The sequence below is a fragment of the Streptomyces mirabilis genome (assembly GCF_018310535.1).
Lineage (GTDB): Bacteria > Actinomycetota > Actinomycetes > Streptomycetales > Streptomycetaceae > Streptomyces.
Window position 1 is genome coordinate 7,408,420 of sequence record NZ_CP074102.1, and the last position, 17,073, is coordinate 7,425,492.

At 70.5% G+C, this 17,073-nt stretch carries 14 protein-coding genes; 10 read left to right on the forward strand and 4 right to left on the reverse strand.

All coding sequences use genetic code 11. The features are described 5' to 3' along the window. Positions 1–16: 16 nt before the first annotated feature. The 4 genes from hisG (at position 17) to SMIR_RS32790 (ending at position 3,979) form a co-directional block, all read left to right on the forward strand. Entirely contained in the window at positions 17–874 is an 858-nt protein-coding gene (gene hisG, locus SMIR_RS32775) for an ATP phosphoribosyltransferase (protein WP_168489992.1), read from the forward strand. A 17-nt stretch (positions 875–891) separates the two neighbouring features. Continuing rightward, a complete protein-coding gene (locus SMIR_RS32780; RefSeq protein ID WP_101406327.1) occupies positions 892–1,347 on the forward strand; it encodes a PH domain-containing protein in 456 nt (151 codons plus the stop codon). Positions 1,348–1,550: 203 nt separating this feature from the next. After that, entirely contained in the window at positions 1,551–2,885 is a 1,335-nt protein-coding gene (locus tag SMIR_RS32785; protein WP_168489991.1) for a hemolysin family protein, read from the forward strand. Further along, on the forward strand, positions 2,882–3,979 hold the full coding sequence (locus tag SMIR_RS32790) for a hemolysin family protein (protein WP_168489990.1): 1,098 nt from the start codon (positions 2,882–2,884) through the stop codon (positions 3,977–3,979). The genes SMIR_RS32785 and SMIR_RS32790 overlap by 4 nt, the downstream gene beginning before the upstream one ends. A gap of 294 nt (positions 3,980–4,273) precedes the next feature. Here the strand turns inward: SMIR_RS32790 and SMIR_RS32795 are convergent, their stop codons facing one another. Both SMIR_RS32795 and SMIR_RS32800 read right to left on the reverse strand, forming a co-directional pair. Then, entirely contained in the window at positions 4,274–6,139 is a 1,866-nt protein-coding gene (locus tag SMIR_RS32795) for an AAA family ATPase (protein ID WP_168489989.1), read from the reverse strand. A gap of 435 nt (positions 6,140–6,574) precedes the next feature. Continuing rightward, positions 6,575–7,195: a uridine kinase family protein gene (locus tag SMIR_RS32800; RefSeq protein ID WP_168500914.1), complete on the reverse strand. Its 621-nt coding sequence runs from the start codon at positions 7,193–7,195 to the stop codon at positions 6,575–6,577. 241 nt (positions 7,196–7,436) lie between these two features. On the opposite strand from SMIR_RS32800, the gene SMIR_RS32805 reads away from it, so the two are divergent. Then, positions 7,437–8,795: a C39 family peptidase gene (locus SMIR_RS32805; protein WP_212727713.1), complete on the forward strand. Its 1,359-nt coding sequence runs from the start codon at positions 7,437–7,439 to the stop codon at positions 8,793–8,795. Between the two features lie 49 nt (positions 8,796–8,844). Here SMIR_RS32805 and SMIR_RS32810 read toward each other — a convergent pair whose 3' ends face one another. Then, on the reverse strand, positions 8,845–10,344 hold the full coding sequence (locus SMIR_RS32810; RefSeq protein WP_168489987.1) for a M1 family metallopeptidase: 1,500 nt from the start codon (positions 10,342–10,344) through the stop codon (positions 8,845–8,847). A 238-nt stretch (positions 10,345–10,582) separates the two neighbouring features. Here SMIR_RS32810 and SMIR_RS32815 point away from each other — a divergent pair, with 238 nt between their 5' ends. Both SMIR_RS32815 and SMIR_RS32820 read left to right on the forward strand, forming a co-directional pair. Further along, on the forward strand, positions 10,583–10,729 hold the full coding sequence (locus SMIR_RS32815) for an SCO1431 family membrane protein (RefSeq protein ID WP_107096575.1): 147 nt from the start codon (positions 10,583–10,585) through the stop codon (positions 10,727–10,729). Between the two features lie 170 nt (positions 10,730–10,899). Beyond that, entirely contained in the window at positions 10,900–11,559 is a 660-nt protein-coding gene (locus SMIR_RS32820) for a TetR/AcrR family transcriptional regulator (protein WP_212727714.1), read from the forward strand. A 51-nt stretch (positions 11,560–11,610) separates the two neighbouring features. On the opposite strand, the gene SMIR_RS32825 is transcribed toward SMIR_RS32820, so the two are convergent. Then, on the reverse strand, positions 11,611–12,852 hold the full coding sequence (locus SMIR_RS32825) for a glycoside hydrolase family 18 protein (protein WP_168489985.1): 1,242 nt from the start codon (positions 12,850–12,852) through the stop codon (positions 11,611–11,613). 351 nt (positions 12,853–13,203) lie between these two features. Between SMIR_RS32825 and SMIR_RS32830 the strand changes: the two genes are divergently transcribed. The 3 genes from SMIR_RS32830 to SMIR_RS32840 all read left to right on the forward strand — a co-directional run bounded on the left by SMIR_RS32830 (position 13,204) and on the right by SMIR_RS32840 (position 17,072). Beyond that, positions 13,204–14,397, forward strand: a complete 1,194-nt coding sequence (locus SMIR_RS32830) for an acyl-CoA dehydrogenase family protein (RefSeq protein WP_168489984.1) — start codon at positions 13,204–13,206, stop codon at positions 14,395–14,397. Positions 14,398–14,819: 422 nt separating this feature from the next. Further along, positions 14,820–15,947, forward strand: coding sequence for an Rv3169 family protein (locus tag SMIR_RS32835; RefSeq protein WP_168489983.1), 1,128 nt, complete (start codon positions 14,820–14,822; stop codon positions 15,945–15,947). Between the two features lie 12 nt (positions 15,948–15,959). Next, positions 15,960–17,072, forward strand: coding sequence for a phosphotransferase family protein (locus tag SMIR_RS32840; RefSeq protein ID WP_168489982.1), 1,113 nt, complete (start codon positions 15,960–15,962; stop codon positions 17,070–17,072). The last annotated feature ends 1 nt before the right edge of the window (position 17,073 follow it).

Below are 17,073 nucleotides of genomic sequence, written 5' to 3' on the forward strand. Positions count from 1 at the left end.
GAAGGAAGCCGACCTCATGCTGCGCATCGCCGTCCCCAACAAGGGTTCCCTGTCAGGCCCTGCGGCGGAGATGCTGCATGAGGCCGGCTACCAGCAGCGCCGGGAGTCCAAGGAACTGCGCATCGTCGACCCGGGCAACGAGGTCGAGTTCTTCTACCTCCGCCCCCGCGACATCGCGATCTACGTCTCCTCCGGCCGCCTCGACATCGGCATCACCGGCCGCGACCTGCTCATCGACTCGGGCGCCAACGCGGAGGAGATCCTCCCGCTCGGCTTCGCCCGCTCGACGTTCCGCTTCGCCACCAAGCCCGGCACCGCCAAGGGCATCGAGGACCTCGGCGGCATGACGGTCGCCACCTCCTACGAGGGCATCGTGGCCAAGCACCTCGCCGACAGCGGCATCGACGCCTCCGTCGTCCACCTCGACGGCGCCGTCGAGACCGCGATCGAACTCGGTGTCGCCGAGGTCATCGCGGACGTCGTCGAGACCGGCACCTCGCTGCGCAACGCGGGCCTCGAGGTCTTCGGCGACCCGATCATGAAGTCCGAGGCCGTCGTCATCCGCCGCGTCGGGGCCGACGCCTCCGAGGAGGCCGAGCCCAAGGTGCAGCAGTTCCTGCGCCGCCTCCAGGGCGTCCTGGTCGCACGGACGTACGTGATGATGGACTACGACTGCCGCGCCGAGCACCTGGAGAAGGCCGTCGCCCTCACGCCCGGCCTGGAGTCGCCGACCATCTCCCCGCTGCACAACGAGGGCTGGGTCGCCGTCCGTGCCATGGTGCCCGCCAAGGAGGCCCAGCAGATCATGGACGACCTGTACGCGCTCGGCGCGCGGGCCATCCTGACCACGGCCATCCACGCCTGCCGCCTCTGAGGACCCCGACCGAAGCCATGCCCGACCTTCCCACGCTCCCCGTCACGTTCCGGCCGTCCCTCACCCGGGCCGTGCTGCTCACCGCGGGCGTCGCGATCTTCGTCGTCATAGCGACGGTCGCGATGCTCCTCGAACAGCTCAGCCCGGGGGAGAAGCTCAGCTTCGTCTTCATCGGCGCGCTGCTCTTCGGTGTCCTGCTGATGCTCTCGCGGCCCAAGGTCGTCGCCGACGAGACCGGCGTCACCGTGGTGAACATCACCAGCAGGCGACACCTGGAGTGGGCGGAGATCCTCCAGGTCAACCTGCGCCCCGGCGACCCCTGGGTGTTCCTGAACCTGAGCGACGGCACCAGCCTGCCCGCGCTCGGCATCCAGCCGGGCATCGCCAAACAGCGCGCGATCGAGGACGCCCGCGCCCTGCGAGCGCTCGCCGAGGCCCGCTCCATCGGCGATCCGGAGCAACATCACGGCTGACTCTCGGCCTTCCACCCTGCCGAACGGGCCCATGTCTTGATTAATCTGTTGGCGGAGGCGTTTTCGTTGCGCCTCCGCCACTGATGTTGCACGTGGTGACTCAGAGGCCCCCTGCTACCCGAGGAGTGACTCCCTCCAGCGATGGACGGATCGTCCTGTAGTACCTGCGCCGCCCCCTCCCGACATATCGAGGCGGCGGCATCATGACCATCCCCCTGCTGCTCCTTGGGGCGGCGTTCCTGCTGATTCTCGCCAACGGCTTCTTCGTGGCGGCCGAGTTCGGCCTTGTCACGGTCGAGCGGCCCGACGCCGAGAAGGCGGCGGCCGAAGGCGACCGACGGGCCGGTACGGTCGTCGAATCGCTCAAGGAGCTGTCCTTCCAGCTCTCCGGCACCCAGCTCGGCATCACCATCACCTCGCTCGTCGTCGGCATGCTCGCCGAACCCGCGCTCGCCGAACTGCTGCACGGACCCTTCACCGCGCTCGGCGTGCCCGAGGGCGCCGTGTCCGGTGTCGCCGTGGTGGTCGGCATGCTGCTCGCCGCGGCCGTGCAGATGGTGATCGGCGAACTCGTACCCAAGAACTGGGCGGTCTCCAAGCCGCTTCAGGTCGCCCGCTTCGTCGCGGGCCCGCAGCACGTCTTCTCCCGCCTCTTCCGGCCGGTGATCGCCGCGCTCAACACGGTCGCCAACCGGCTCGTACGGGCCCTGGGCGTCGAACCCGCCGAGGAGCTGGCCTCCGCCCGTACCCCCGGCGAGCTCGTCTCCCTGGCCCGGCACTCGGCCCAGGCCGGCGCGCTGGAGCAGGACACCGCCGATCTCTTCGTGCGGACCATCTCGCTCGCCGACCTGACCGCGCAGCACGTCATGACCCCGCGGGTACGGGTCAGCGCCCTCCAGTCCTCCGCCACGGCCGAGGACGTCGTCAACCTCACCCGCGCCACCGGCCTCTCCCGCTTCCCCGTCTACCGGGAGCGGATCGACGAGATCGTCGGCATGGCGCACCTCAAGGACGCCCTGGCGATCCCCTCCCAGGACCGGCTGCGCACCCCCGTCGGCCGGATCGCCCAGGCCCCGCTGCTCGTCCCGGAGACACTGCCCGTGCAGCCCCTGCTCGAACAGCTGCGCAACCAGCAGCCGATCGCCGTCGTCGTCGACGAGTACGGCGGTACGGCGGGCGTGGTCACCCTGGAGGACATCGTCGAGGAACTCGTCGGCGAGGTCCGCGACGAGCACGACGCCAAGGACCTGCCGGAGCTCGCCGCCGTGCCGCCCGAGGACGGGCGGCCCGCCTGGGACGCGGACGGCAGCTGTCGGGTCGACGTCCTGCAGCGCATAGGCCTCGACGTGCCCGAGGGCCCGTACGAGACCGTCGCGGGCCTCGTCGCCGATCTGCTCGGCCGGATCCCGGCCCCCGGCGACAAGGCCGAACTGCCCGGCTGGCGTCTGTCGGTACGCCAGGTCGGGCACTACCGGGCCGAACGGGTCCGGCTGGTCAGGACCGCCGACGCGGTTGCCGCGCCGGAGGCCGTCCGATGAGCGTGCTCCAACTCCTGTTCGCCGTGTTGCTGGTGCTCGCCAACGGGTTCTTCGTCGGCGCCGAGTTCGCGCTCGTCTCCGTGCGGCGCAGTCAGATCGAACCCCTCGAGTCCGCGCGGGCCCGTCAGGTCCTGTACGGCCTGGAGCGGTTGCCGCAGATGATGGCGGCGGCCCAGTTCGGCATTACCATCTGCTCCTTGACGCTCGGCGCGGTGGCCGAACCGACGGTCGCCCACCTGCTGGAGCCCGTCTTCGAGGCGGTGCACCTCCCCGAAGGGGTGATCCACCCCCTCGGATACGTCATCGCGCTCGCCCTCGTCGTCTTCTTCCACCTCGTCATCGGCGAGATGGTCCCGAAGAACCTGGCGATGGCCGCGCCCGAGAAGACGGCACTGTGGCTGAGCCCCGGCCTGGTGGCCTTCGCGCGCCTGTGCCGTCCCGTCACCGTCGCCCTGGGCGCATGCGCCCGCCTCATCCTGAGACTCTTCCGGGTCGAACCCAAGGACGAGGTCGAGGCGGTCTTCACGAGCGAGCAGCTCAACCGGCTCGTCGAGGACTCCGGTCAGGCGGGCCTGCTGGACCCCGAGGAGCAGGAACGCCTCGAAGACGCCCTGGAACTGGGCTCCCGCCCGGTCACCGACGTCCTCCTGAACCACGACTCCCTGGTCACCGTCGGCCCCTCCGTCACTCCCGGCCAGGTCGTCGCGCTCACCGCCCGCACCGGGTACTCCCGGTTCCCGGTGGTCGCGGAGAACGGCGCCTTCATGGGCTATCTCCATGTGAAGGACGTACTCGACCTGGAGGAGTCCGAACGGGCGGTTCCCCAGCACCTGTGGCGGCACATGACCACCCTGAGCTCCGAACTCCCGCTGGACGACGCCCTGACCGTGATGCGCCGCGCCGCGACGCACCTCGCGCAGGTCGCGGACGCGTCGGGGAAGGTTCTGGGTCTTGTCGCGCTGGAGGACGTCCTGGAGCTCCTGGTCGGAGAGGTGCGCGACCCGGCCCATCGGGACGTCGGCGCTGCCGCTGTGGCCACGCCGCTCACGGAACCCCGCCTCAGAGAGACCCCGGAGCAGGCCCTGGCAACCTGACGCCACCGTGTGGGGAGCTGCTCGCGCAGCTCCCCACACCCCCCGAGCGGGGCTACGCCCCGATTCCCCCTACGCCTGGTTGTTCGACTACGGGCCGGCGCGGGTTGCTCGCGCAGTTCCCCGAGCCCCTGAGAGCCTCGGCGCATCCGGCGTTCGAGGCCGAGGCCGATGCCCCACCCACCCCGTCAACCCTCCCACCCGGGCCGGCCCCGGCGTTCAGACCGATGAGGGGGTCTGGGGGCGTAGCCCCCAGGGATGGGAAGGGGTAGGGGCGGCGAGGACGAGGGACGTTGGTTACATTGCTGACGGGTCCTGGGGGCCCCGGCCCGACAGCACCTCCCCGTACGCCTGCATAAGGTCCGGCAGCCGGAGTGTCGACAAGTCGTCGCGGGAGGGCGTGTTCGGGTAACCGGAGAGACGGAGGTCCCGGTACGCGCAGCTCTTCTCGTACAGGGTCCGCAGGAACCGGCCGTTGCCGAGTTCGTCGATCCAGCCCTGATCGACCACATGCCCGGCGATGGAGCGCAGCTCGTCGAGCGCCTCCTCGTCCCAGATGTCACCGTTCTCGGCGGCGAGCACCTCACCGATGGAGGTGAGTTCCAGGGGGCGGTAGGAGGGGAAGTCGACTCGGGTGGTGAAGCGCGAGGAGAGGCCGGGGTTGGCGGCCAGGAGGCGGTCCATGCCCTCTGGGTAGCCGGCGAGGATGACGACGAGGTGGTCGCGGTTGTCCTCGGCCCGCTTCAGTAGCACCTGCAGCGCCTCGTCCCCGTACGCGTCCCCCTTGCCGTAGCCCGAGTTCGACAGCGCGTACGCCTCGTCCACGAAGAGGACCCCGCCGATCGCCGAGTCGATCAGTTCGTTGGCCTTGACGGCGGTCTGGCCCAGGTACTCGCCCACAAGATCCGCCCGCTGCGCCTCCACGAGGTGGTCACCGCCGAGCAGACCGAGCGCGTAGAAGACCCGTCCGAGAATGCGAGCCACCGTGGTCTTGCCGGTGCCCGAGGGGCCGGAGAAGACGAAATGGCGCTTCGGCGGCTGGACGGGCAGGCCCTGTCCGGCCCGCAGTCGCGCCATGTTCAGCTGCGCCGACAACGCTTTGACCTGCCGCTTCACCGGCTCCAGCCCGACCATGCGCTCCAGTTCGGCGAGCGCTTCGTCAAGTAAGGCGGGGTCGGTCGGCCCGGCCGGCAACGGTTGCGCCGGCACCACTGCCTTCTCGCGCACCACGTCGGTCTCCGGCGGCAACGCGCCCGGCGGGAGAGGATCGGGCTCCGAGAGTTTCAGGTCGCGGCCCTCGGCGCCGAAGAGCGGATCGATCCCGTCGGGGCCGTCCATGACGTCCTGCCCGACCCCGGCGAGGGTGATCGCCGCGAGGTCGGCGGCGGCATCGTCGTACCCGTCGCCCTCCGAGATCGCGGCCAACCGGGCCGAGGTGTCCATGAAGGCCGGGTCGACACGGTGCACCGCCCGGTACAAGGGCAGCGCGGCGGCCGACCGCCCGGTGCCCTCGTGGGCCCGCGCGAGCCAGTACCGCAGCTCCTTGCGCTGAGGCTGCTCGCTGCGACAGCGCATCAGCGCGGAGGACAGGAGCGGCTCCGCCTGGCCGAACATCTCCAGGCGGACCCGGGCCATGCCGCCGAAGAGGCCGGCCTCTATGCCCAGCATGGGGTCGTCGATCAGCGGATCCGTGTGCCTGACCAGCTGTTCCCAGTCCTTGACCAGATAGGCCCGGCAGGCGTGCAGAAACCGCACCTGATGATCGGCGTCGACCGGCGGCAGCCCCGCGAGCGCCCGGTCCAGCTCGGGCACATGGCGGCCGTCCAGCCAGTGCGAGGCGTGCGCGAGCAGCAGATCACGCGGGCTCTCCAGCACCGGCTGCACCCACCAGCCCAGCCAGTACCAGGAGTTGAGCGTGCGCCGGTGCCGCGAGCGCTGCTCACCGAAGCGGTCCCGGTGCCGGAACATCCGCAGCAGCGCGGTCGTCGTGTCCACCCGCAGCGCGTGCAGTCCGAGCCAGCCGTCCGCCATGCCCGGGTCCATCCGGACCGCGGTGCGGAACTCCTCCTCCGCCTGCGGATAGGCGCCCATGGTGTAGGCGTCCACACCTCGCATCCAGGCGAGGTCGGCCGGGGCCTCCGGGCCCTGCATGCCGAAGTCCATCACGTCCCCCACAAACCGTGCCCCCGATGGTTCTCCGAACGGGCCGGTGCCCGTCGGCAGCTTTGGTCGAACCCCTGTGCCGCGGACGGGAGTTGCACCGGTGCGCAGAGCAGCCGTCCGAAGGTCGCACCGAGAGGCATCGTACCTGCGGTTCATGGGCGTGCCGAAGGGTGCCGCACGCCCCGTTCCACGAGGTGGGAGCAGATGGGGCGCACTTGACTCGGTGACCGAGGGTGAGCGGATCGCGGCGCGGAGCGCCCGAAAAGAGAGGGTGTGGGCAGAACGAAGCCCCCGATCACGGGGGAACAACCGGGGGCTTCGCGACTGCGGGCGGCTTCGAAAGGCCGCACATTCAGAACGTAAGTCCTGTACGGCCCCCGGGTCAAGCCGAGTTGAGGCACTTGGAGAACTTCCCTCGCAAGGCTCTTCACGAGTTCAGCACATAGCGGATGATCCGTCACCGTGAGTGATGGGCTGGTCTGGTCCAGCGGTCTCAGTGGGCCCCGAAAACACCTCGTATCCCTCAGAACACTGGCGCACCAGAAGATCGGCGAAGGGTCTTGAGGGATCCTCGACGAAATGCTGACGCTCGGCGGCGACCCACCCGGCCCAGAACGCGCTCTGCGCCTCGCCGTCCCGTCGCAGCCCTCGTGTCCAGGCCTCGTCGCGCGCCAGTTCCATCCACAGCAGCCGCGCGAGATGCGGGCGCAGCGCCCGGCGCCCGGCGCCGACCCCCTCCAGCAGGATCACGGGCGCGGGCGGCAGTTCGCGGACCGGACCGAAGGCGCGGGCGGTCCAGTCGTACGGCGCGTAGCGCGCCGTTTCGCCCCGGCTCAGCGGTTCCACCACCTGGCGCAGCAGCCGCTGGGTCCAGCCGAACAGTTCCTCGTGCGTCGCGATGTCGTCGAGGTGCAGCACGGGCGCGCCGCCCAGTGCCGCGGCCAGCCGTCCGGCGAAGGTGGTCTTCCCGGAGCCGGCGTGCCCGTCGACGCCGATCAGGCGGACGGATCCGCAGGAGGGCGGCAGGGCGCTCAGGCGCGCGGCGAGATCGCTAATGACGGTTCCCGAGGTGCGGTGAGGTGCGGGCGCATCCGCCCGGCGGGCACATGCACCCCTGTACGGGGAACACTGTAGCGGCGGCCGGCGCGCCCCACCGGAATCGAGGCGTCGCAGGTCATGCCAGTGGTCCCGACCAATATTGGTGGGCGCGGCACAGGCCGAAGTGCTGGCAGGAGCCGCCTTCCACCGTCCATAGTGGGGAGCCGTCGCTTCCGGACGAACGGGGGGTCCCCCACTCATGACCAGAGCTTCAGAGCCGTCCCGCAGAGCCCTCCTGGCCGTGGCGGTCGTCGCGGCGGCGACCGGTACCGCGGGCTCCGCGGCCGCGGCCACACCGGCCGGGGCGGCGCACACGCACGCGGGTCCGGGCCTCGTGGACAACCGGGCCTGGACCTCGTACGCCGACTGGCGGACCGGCACCGCGAAGGGCACGCGGGCCCTCGTGGCCACCCGTCCAGGCCTGGTGATCGCGACCCCGGCCGGCACCGCGGACTACACCGACCCGCACACCGGAAAGACCGCGACCTGGGAGTACGCGACCTGGACCTCCCCGGTCCACCGGCTCGCCGTCCCCGCCACCGAGGCCATCGCCTCCTGGAACGCGCACACCCCGGCGGGTACCTGGCTCCAGGTCGAGCTCACGGGCACCTACTCCGACGGCACCGCCACCCCCTGGTACGTGATGGGCCGCTGGGCGGCCGGCGACCAGGACATCAAGCGGACCTCCGTGGACGGCCAGAAGGACGGCAAGAGCAGTATCTCGACGGACACCTTCTCGATCGACGACGCGGCCTCGGGCCTGCGCCTCGTCTCGTACCGGCTCCGTCTGACCCTGTACCGCAGCCCGGGCTCCGGGCTCACGCCCACCGTGTGGCGGCTCGGGGCGATGGGCTCCGACATCCCCGACCGGTTCACCGTCCCGGCCTCCCCCCCCGGGCTCGCGAAGGAGTTGACGGTCCCGCGCTACTCCCAGGAGATCCACGCGGGCCAGTACCCCGAGTACGACAACGGCGGCGAGGCCTGGTGCAGCCCCACCTCCTCGCAGATGATCATCGAGTACTGGGGGCGCAGGCCCACGGCGGAGCAACTCGCCTGGGTCGACCCGGCCTTCGCCGACCCGCAGGTCTGCCACGCGGCCCGCTTCACCTACGACTACCAGTACGGCGGCTGCGGCAACTGGCCCTTCAACGCGGCGTACGCGGCGACGTACAAGGACCTCCAGGGGGTGGTCACCCGTCTCCGCTCGCTCACCGACCTGGAGACGCTGCTCGCCGCCGGCATCCCGGCCATAACGTCTCAGTCGTTCCTGAAGTCCGAGCTGACGGGGGCGGGGTACGGGACCTCGGGCCACCTCATGACCGTCATCGGATTCACCGCGGGCGGCGATGTGATCGCCAATGACCCCGCCTCGCCGGGCGACGACGCCGTGCGCCGGGTCTACAAGCGGCGCGAGTGGGAGAACATCTGGCTCCGTACCAAGAGGTACAACGCCTCCGGGAACGTCGTATCCGGTACGGGCGGGGTCTGTTACCTGTACTTCCCGGCGAATCCGTCGGCGGGGCAGAGCAAGGCGCTCAAGGCGGTCGGAGTCCGTTGAGTGAGGGGGCGACCCCCGTGGTGCCGCCCCCTCACTCAGCCTCGGTCCCTCAGCCCTGGACCGGGTTGACCACCCAGTCGGGGTGATTGGGCATCGGAGGGGTCTTGGCGCCGTAGAGCCACGGGTGCAGGAAACCGTCGAGGTCCTGGCCCGCGACCTTGGACGCCAGGTCGACGTAGTCCTGGGTACTGGCGATCTTTCCGCGGTACTCGGTGACCCAGGCCCGCTCGATCTTCCCGAACGTCTCCTGGCCGACCTTCTCGCGCAGCGCGTACAGGACGAGCGTCGAACCGTCGTACCGCATCCGCTTGAAGAGGTTCGGTTCGGTCGGTTCGGCGGGGGCGCCGTAGTCGTGGCGCCACTGGTCGTGGCTCGCGTACGCCGTCTTCATCGTGGCCTCGAAGCTGTCGCCGCCGTGCGCCTGAGAGTACAGCCGCTCGTAGAAGCGGGCGTGGCCCTCGCTCAGCCACAGGTCGGACCAGGTCTTGATGCCGACGCTGTCGCCGGTCCACTGGTGGGTGAGCTCGTGCACCAGGTTCCGCTCGGCGCCGACCCGGTCGCCGAGCAGGTCGGCCTTCGGGATCAGGGAGAGCGTCTGTGTCTCCAGGGCCACGCCCAGGTCGGTGTCGCCGACGAGGAGGCCGTAGCGGTTGAAGGGGTAGGGACCGAGCCGCTCCTCCAGCCACGCGATGTGGTCGGCCGTGAGCTTGCGGTACTGCTCGGTGGAGGCGACCAGGTCGTCCGGGACCACATCGCGGATCGGCAGCGCGTGCGGCCCGGTGCTGTCGACGAAGGTGAACCTGCCGATCGCCAGCTGGGCGAGCTGGGTGGCGAGGGGCTGTTCCGAGTCGTACGTCCACTTCACGCGCCCGTCCGCCTGCTCGGCGCGGCCGGTGAGCTCGCCGTTGGCAACGGCCGTGAGGCCCGGCGGGGTGGTGATGCGGAAGGTGATCGGGGCGCGCTGGCTCGGGTGGTCGTTCGACGGGAAGATCATCTTGGCGCCGTTGGGCTGCGGGTACAGCACCGTACCGTCCGGCGTGGGGATCCAGCCGTAGTCCTCGATGGCGTCGTCGCGGTGCCGTATCTGGGTCGGGTCGGCGGTGTAGGTGACCTTGACCGTGAAGGGCTTGCCCTTGGCGAGCGGCTTGGCCGGGGTGATCACCAGTTCGTCGCCGTCGCGCACGGCCTTGGCGGTCGCCCCGTCCACGGTCACCGTGTGCAGGGTGTTGCCCGCGAAGTCCAGGTCGAAGCGGGACAGGGCCTGGGTGGCGGTCGCCTTGACCGTCGTGGCGGCCTCGAAGGGCGTCCTGGGCGCCTGCCAGTCGAAGTCGAGGAGGTAGCGGTTCACCTTGTAGCCGCCGTTGCCGTCGAGCGGGAAGACCGGGTCGCCGAGGCCCGGCGCACCCGGGGAGGGCGCGGCGGACGGGGACGTGGGGGCGGACGGGGAGCCGGCGGCTTGCGAGACCGGCCCCGTCAAGGCGGCTGCCACCGTGATCGCCGCCGCCAGAGCGAGGCGGGCTCTGCGGCGAGGCGTCCGGAACGTGCTCATCGAGGACCTTTCGGTTGGCTGACCACTGTCCTGTGAGGAGACCCACACCCCCGGCGCATCGTTGCCGAAAAGCGAGGTATTCGAAGGTGGTCGAAGTGTCCGGCGTGTCCCGTCGAGGGGTTCGGGGGTGACCAAGGTCTCTACCGCTGAAACCCGTTCCGGTGGCAAGGTGGTCGGGTCGGTGGGGAGCCGGCGTGAGGCGGGGGATGTCACCGCACCACTACGTCAGCGAGAAACCATGACCGCGAGCTCCGCCACCGCCACCCGACTCCGCGCCCGCACGGGCGGTCCCAAGGACGACGGCCCCAAGATCCTCGAACACGTCGCGGGCTGGACCTTCGTCGTGGTCCTCGCGATGCTCGTCACCCAGCTCGGCCTGCTGTGAACCGAACCGGCGCACCCGCTGTGAACTGAACCGGCGGACGCCAGGCCGAGCCGAGCCCATACGACAGTTCTCTCCAAGACCACGCCCGGTCGATCAGAGTCGAACGAGTGGGTGGTACCGGTCTGCCATACTGCCAACGTCCCGCTGGCAGTCGGAGACTAGGGCTGGAATTGAATCATAGTCAACAGCGCGCCGTCGACCGCCCCCGGGCGCGCGGCACCGATCGCTCACTGGCGCGCCGCGCCGAACTCATCGCCATTGGGCGGAAGTTGTTCGCCGACACGTCCTACGACGCGCTGTCGATGGATGACATCGCACGCCAGGCGCATGTCGCCAAAGGGCTGATCTACTACTACTTCAAGTCCAAGCGCGGCTACTACCTCGCGATCGTCGAGGACTCGGTCGCGGACCTGATCTCCCGGGCGGCGAGCGGTCTCGAACTGCCCCCGGCCGAGCGGGTGCACCGCACCATCGACGGCTATCTGCGCTATGCCGAGCACAACCAGGCCGCGTACCGCACGATCATCACCGGCGGAGTCGGCTTCGACACCGACGTGCAGGCCATCCGCGAGGGCGTGCGCGAGGTCATCGTCGAGACCATCGCCGAAGGGGCGTACGGCAGGCGCAAGATAGCGCCGCTGCCCCGTATGGCGCTGCTCGGCTGGCTCTACAGCGTCGAGGGCGCGACCCTCGACTGGATCGGCCACCCGTCCCTGCCGCGCGACACGGTCCGTGAGCTGCTGGTGAAGATGCTGGGCGGCGCGATGCGCGCGGTCGAGGAACTCGACCCCTCCTACCGGGCCCCGCAGGCGGCCCGCCGGGAGACCTGAGCGAGGGGCGGGGGCAATCGAACCCCCGCCCCGGCTCCCGTACGAGACCGGCTAGTTGATCGCCTTGATCAGCTCCCCGTTCGAGGTGTCACCGCTGAGCTCCCAGAAGAAGGTGCCGCCCAGGCCCTGCTGGTTCTTGTACGTCATCTTCCCCGCGATGGTCGACGGGGTGTCGTAACTCCACCAGTTGGTACCGCACTTGGCGTACGCCGTGCCGCCGACCGTGCCCGTCGCCGGGCACTTCGTCTTCAGCACCTTGTAGTCGTCGATGCCCTGCTCGTACGTTCCCGCCGCCGGCCCGGTGGCCGTGCCGCCGGGGGCCGCCTGGGTGACGCCGGTCCAGCCGCGACCGTAGAACCCGATGCCCAGCAGCAGCTTCGAGGCCGGGATGCCCAGGCCCTTGAGCTTCGCGATCGTGGCGGAGGTGTAGTAACCCGCCTTGGGTATACCGGTGTACGAGTTCAGTGGAGAGTGCGGAGCCGTGGGGCCGGCCGCGTCCCAGGCGCCGAAGAAGTCGTACGTCATCGGGTTGTACCAGTCGACGTACTGTGCCGCGCCCGCGTAGTCCGCCGCGTCGATCTTGCCGCCCGCGGTGGCGTCCGCAGTGATCGCCGCGGTGACCAGGTTGCCGGAGCCGAACTTCGCCCGCAGCGCCGCCATCACGTTCTTGAAGGCCGCCCTGCCGCTGGTGTCGCAGGTGTTGCCACAGGCGTTCGGGTACTCCCAGTCGATGTCGATGCCGTCGAAGACGTCCGCCCACTTGGAGTTCTCGACCAGGTCGTAGCAGGACTGCGCGAACGCCGCCGGGTTCCTGGCGGCCTCGCCGAAGCCGCTTGACCAGGTCCAACCGCCGAAGGACCAGAGGACCTTGAGGTTCGGGTGCTTCTTCTTCAGCTTGCGCAACTGGTTGAAGTTGCCGCGCAGGGGCTGGTCCCAGGTGTCGGCGACACCGTCCACCGACTGGTCGGCGGTGTACGCCTTGTCGGTCGCCGCGTAGGCGTCGCCCATGGCGCACTTGCCGCCGGTGACATTGCCGAAGGCGTAGTTGATGTGAGTGAGCTTGGCGGCCGAGCCGGACGTCTCGACGTTCTTGACGTGGTAGTTCCGGTCGTAGACGCCCCATTCCGTGAAGTAGCCGACGACCTTGGAGCCGGCGGCCTCCTGGGCCGAGGGGGCCGCGGTGGTCGCGGTGGCCGTGCCCGCGCCGGCGAGCAGCGTCGCGCCGAGGGCGGCGCAACAGGCGGCGGACAGGAGCGCTCGGAAGCGGGAGCGGGGGCGGTGCGGTCGGAGCATCGGTTCTCCTCGTGGGGGAGGGGAGTGTGGGGGAGGCGTGCTGGGACCTGCGCGTGCCGTTTGGCATGAACGCGGTGAGGCGTTGACGGAACAGTAGGAGGACTAGACCAGTGCGTCAATGGTTCGGACCAATTGGGCGGAGCGGTCGGATCGGTTCCCCTTTCTTCTGGTAAGCGGTCGTCAACTGGTGACTCGGTGCCTCCGAGCGGGCATACTCACAGCGCCACAGCCGCTGATCAGGCCGTTCTCCACCCAGGAACGGCAGCATCGGCTGGGCCGTGAGACCCGGCGCCGCCGCCCCACCCCTGGCGCGTGTGCGCCGATGCGCCCGACAGGGAGGAGAGCGTCGCCATGCCCGACCGCGCCCCGCAGCCGGTGGACCGTCAACTGCCCACGGATGATGCCCGGGATCTGATCTCCCTCGTCCGTGACATCGCGCAGCGCGAGATAGCCCCGAAGGCGGCCGAGGAGGAGGACGCCGGACGCTTCCCGCGCGAGATCTTCGGCCTGCTCTCCGATTCCGGACTGCTCGGACTGCCGTACGACTCCGAGTACGGCGGCGGTGACCAGCCGTACGAGGTCTACCTCCAGGTCCTCGAAGAGCTCGCCATGGCCCGCCTCACCGTCGGCCTCGGCGTCAGCGTGCACACCCTCTCCTGTCATGCACTGGCGAACTACGGCACCAAGGAACAGCGGGCCGAGCACCTGCCCTCGATGCTCGATGGCGGCCTCCTGGGGGCCTACTGCCTCTCGGAGCCGTCCTCCGGCTCGGACGCCGCCTCCCTGCGGACGAAGGCTGTCCGGGAGGGCGGGGGAGAAGCCAGGAGCGGGGGAGAGTGGGCGATCACGGGCACCAAGGCCTGGATCACGCACGGCGGCGTCGCCGACTTCTACACCGTGCTCGCCCGCAGCGGCGGCGCGGGCCCGCGCGGCATCACCGCGTTCCTGGTGCCCGGTCACGCCGAGGGGCTGAGCGCCGCCCCGCCCGAGAAGAAGATGGGCATGAAGGGCTCGCCCACCGCCCAGGTCCACTTCGACGGCGTACGGGTGTCCGACGGCCGGCGCATCGGCGACGAGGGGCAGGGCTTCGCGATCGCCCTCGCCGCGCTCGACTCCGGCCGGCTCGGCATCGCGGCCTGCGCCATCGGCGTCGCCCAGGCGGCCCTCGACGAGGCCGTCGCGTACGCGACCGGGCGCGAGCAGTTCGGCCGGCCGATCTCCGACTTCCAGGGCCTGCGTTTCATGCTCGCGGACATGGCGACGCAGATCGAGGCGGGCCGGGCGCTCTACCTGGCCGCGGCACGGCTTCGCGACGCGGGGCGGCCCTTCGCCAAGCAGGCCGCCATGGCGAAGCTGCTGTGCACGGACACGGCGATGAAGGTCACCACGGACGCCGTCCAGGTGCTCGGCGGGTACGGCTACACCGCGGACTTCCCGGTCGAGCGCTATATGCGCGAGGCCAAGGTCCTCCAGATCGTCGAGGGCACCAATCAGATCCAGCGGATGGTCATCGCCCGTCACCTCGCGGGGCCGGAGTCACACTGAACTGCCCGTAGCCGTACAGGACCGGCGGCGCCACCAGCCGGACCCACTCCGGGTCGTGGCGCCCCGGCAGTGTGCGGCCGCGTTCGGCCCAGGCGCGGATCAGCGCGCGGTAGATGGGGGGATCCTGGGCCGCCGGCGCGGCGGCTGCCGGCCGAACCGATTCTGCCGGAGCCGAGACGAAGATCCGGCGAGGCCGCTCGGTCGCCGCGTATGTGGGGGTCATACCGGGGCAACGCGCGGGTGAGCGGCCAGGTCACCCGTCCGCGTAATCGCGCGTGGGTTCGCGGTGGGTCCGTACGGGGGGCGCCCCGACGTGCGGGTGTCTGGCCCCGGGCCGCCATCTGACGTACCGTCAACTGGTGCCGCCGGGGGCCGCACCCTTCCGGGGGACGTCAACCGCCATGGCCCCAGGGAGGCTTGCCGTGCCCGACGACCGCCCCGTTGCCCTCGACGAGTACCCCGTCCACCAGGTGCCCCTGTCCATGAGGCACCTCGCGACCGGGGACCGGAACGCCTACGACCGCTGCATCTTCCATGTCTTCGACCACCAGGGCCGGGCGCTGCTGATCCTGGGGCTCGGCGTCTATCCGAACGTCGGGGTCGTCGACGCCTACGCCACCCTGCGACTCGGCGACCGCCTGCACGCCGTGCGCGCCTCGGACGCGCTCGGGGACGACCGGATGCGCCTCGCCGTCGGCCCGCTGCGCATCCTCGTCGAGCGCCCCCTGCAGACCTTCGTGCTGAGCTGCGCGGCCGATCCCGCCGACCCGGAGGGACTGTCGTACGAGATCACCTGGACGGCGGACTTCCCGGCTCTGTGGGAGCCGCACCACCTCCAGCGGCGCGGCGGCCGGCTCACGCTGGAGGGCAAACGCTTCGTGCAGGCGGGGCACTGCGAGGGCTGGATCCGGATCGGCGGCGAGGAGATACGCCTGGAGCGCGGCCGCTGGAGCGGCACCCGCGACCGCAGCTGGGGTGTGCGCCCGATCCCGGGGGAAGAGGGCGGCCGGCTCGCGGGGGAGAACCCGACGGAGGGCTTCCACTGGCTCTGGTGCCCGGTCCGGTTCGAGGACCGGTTCCTGATGGTCGTCGTCCAGGAGGACGCCGACGGCTACCGGACGCTGAACGACGCGACGCTCGTACGCAACGGGGAGCGCGACCTGCAACTCGGCTGGCCCCAGGCCGACATCACCTATCGCTCCGGCAGCCGCCACCCCACGTCCGCCACCATCCATCTCACCCGCCCGGGGGACCGCAAGCCCATGGAGCTGGACGTGGAGGTGCTCACCTCCTCCCCGCTCGCCGTCGGCGCCGGCTATCCGCCCGCCGACGACTGGCAGCACGGCACCTGGGTCGGGCGCGACTGGACCGACCGCCGCGCCTACGACCTCTCCGACCCGGCCGCGCACCCCCGCGCCGCATACGGGGTGATCGACCACGCGGCCCGCTGCACGCTGGACGGGCAGGTCGGCCACGGGATCTTCGAACACGGCTCGTTCGGCCGCCACGACCCGAGCGGCTTCACCGGCTTCGACTCGGTAGCGCCCTGAGGGGGGAATGAGATGGCCACGGCACCGCGCCCGCGCACGACCACCCGCGACCCGGAGGAACTGGGTCGCCGGCTGACCGCCTGGCTCACCGCCCGTCTCCCGGGCGCCAAGGCGGCCGACATCACCGTCCCCGAGTCCAACGGCATGTCCAGCGAGACCCTGCTCTTCGACATCGAGCACCCCGAACCGCCGCTGTCCGCCTGCGCGTTGAGGCTGGCGGCGGACCCGGCCGCGTACACCGTCTTCGCCGTCTACGACATGCCCCGCCAGTACCGCACGATGAGACTGGTCGCCGAGCGCACCGATCTCCCCATACCGCGGGTGCTGTGGCTGGAGGAGGACCCCGGCCCGCTCGGCGCGCCGTTCTTCGTCATGGAACGGGTCGAGGGGCGCGTGCCGCCGGACGTCATGCCCTACACGTACGAGGGGAACTGGCTGCACGCGGCGAGCGACCAGGAACGCGAACGGCTGGAGGCGGCCTCGGTGGGTCTCCTCGCCCGGCTGCACGACCAGGTGCCGCCGCCGGAAGCCGGCTTCCTGATCCTCCCGGGCGAGGGCAGTCCCCTCCGTCGTCATGTCGAGGCCCAACGCGTCTACTACGAATGGGTGATTGACGGGCTGTCACGCTCACCCCTGATAGAGAGCGCGTTCGACCGGCTCGACGAGCTGTGGCCGCGCGACGAGGGCGAGGCGGTGCTCAACTGGGGCGACGCGCGCATCGGGAACGTCGTCTACGACGGGTTTGCACCCGCGGCCGTCCTCGACTGGGAGATGGCGGCCCTGGCCCCGCGCGAGGTCGACCTCGGCTGGACGGTCTACCTGCACCGCTTCTTCCAGGACCTGACGGAGAGCTTCGGTCAGCGCGGACTGCCCGACTTCCTGCGCCGTGACCGCGTCGAGCGGCGCTATGCCGAACTCACCGGCCACGCACCCCGGGACATGGACTTCTACACGCTGTACGCGGCACTGCGGCACGCGATCGTCATGCTGCGCGTCGCCTACCGCCAGGTGCACTTCGGCGAGGTCGCCGTGCCGCCGGACCCGGACACACTGATCCTGCACCACGGCAGCCTGCGAGCCATGGTGCAGGGCAGTTACTGGGAGGGACCGGCGGCCGGTCGCTGAA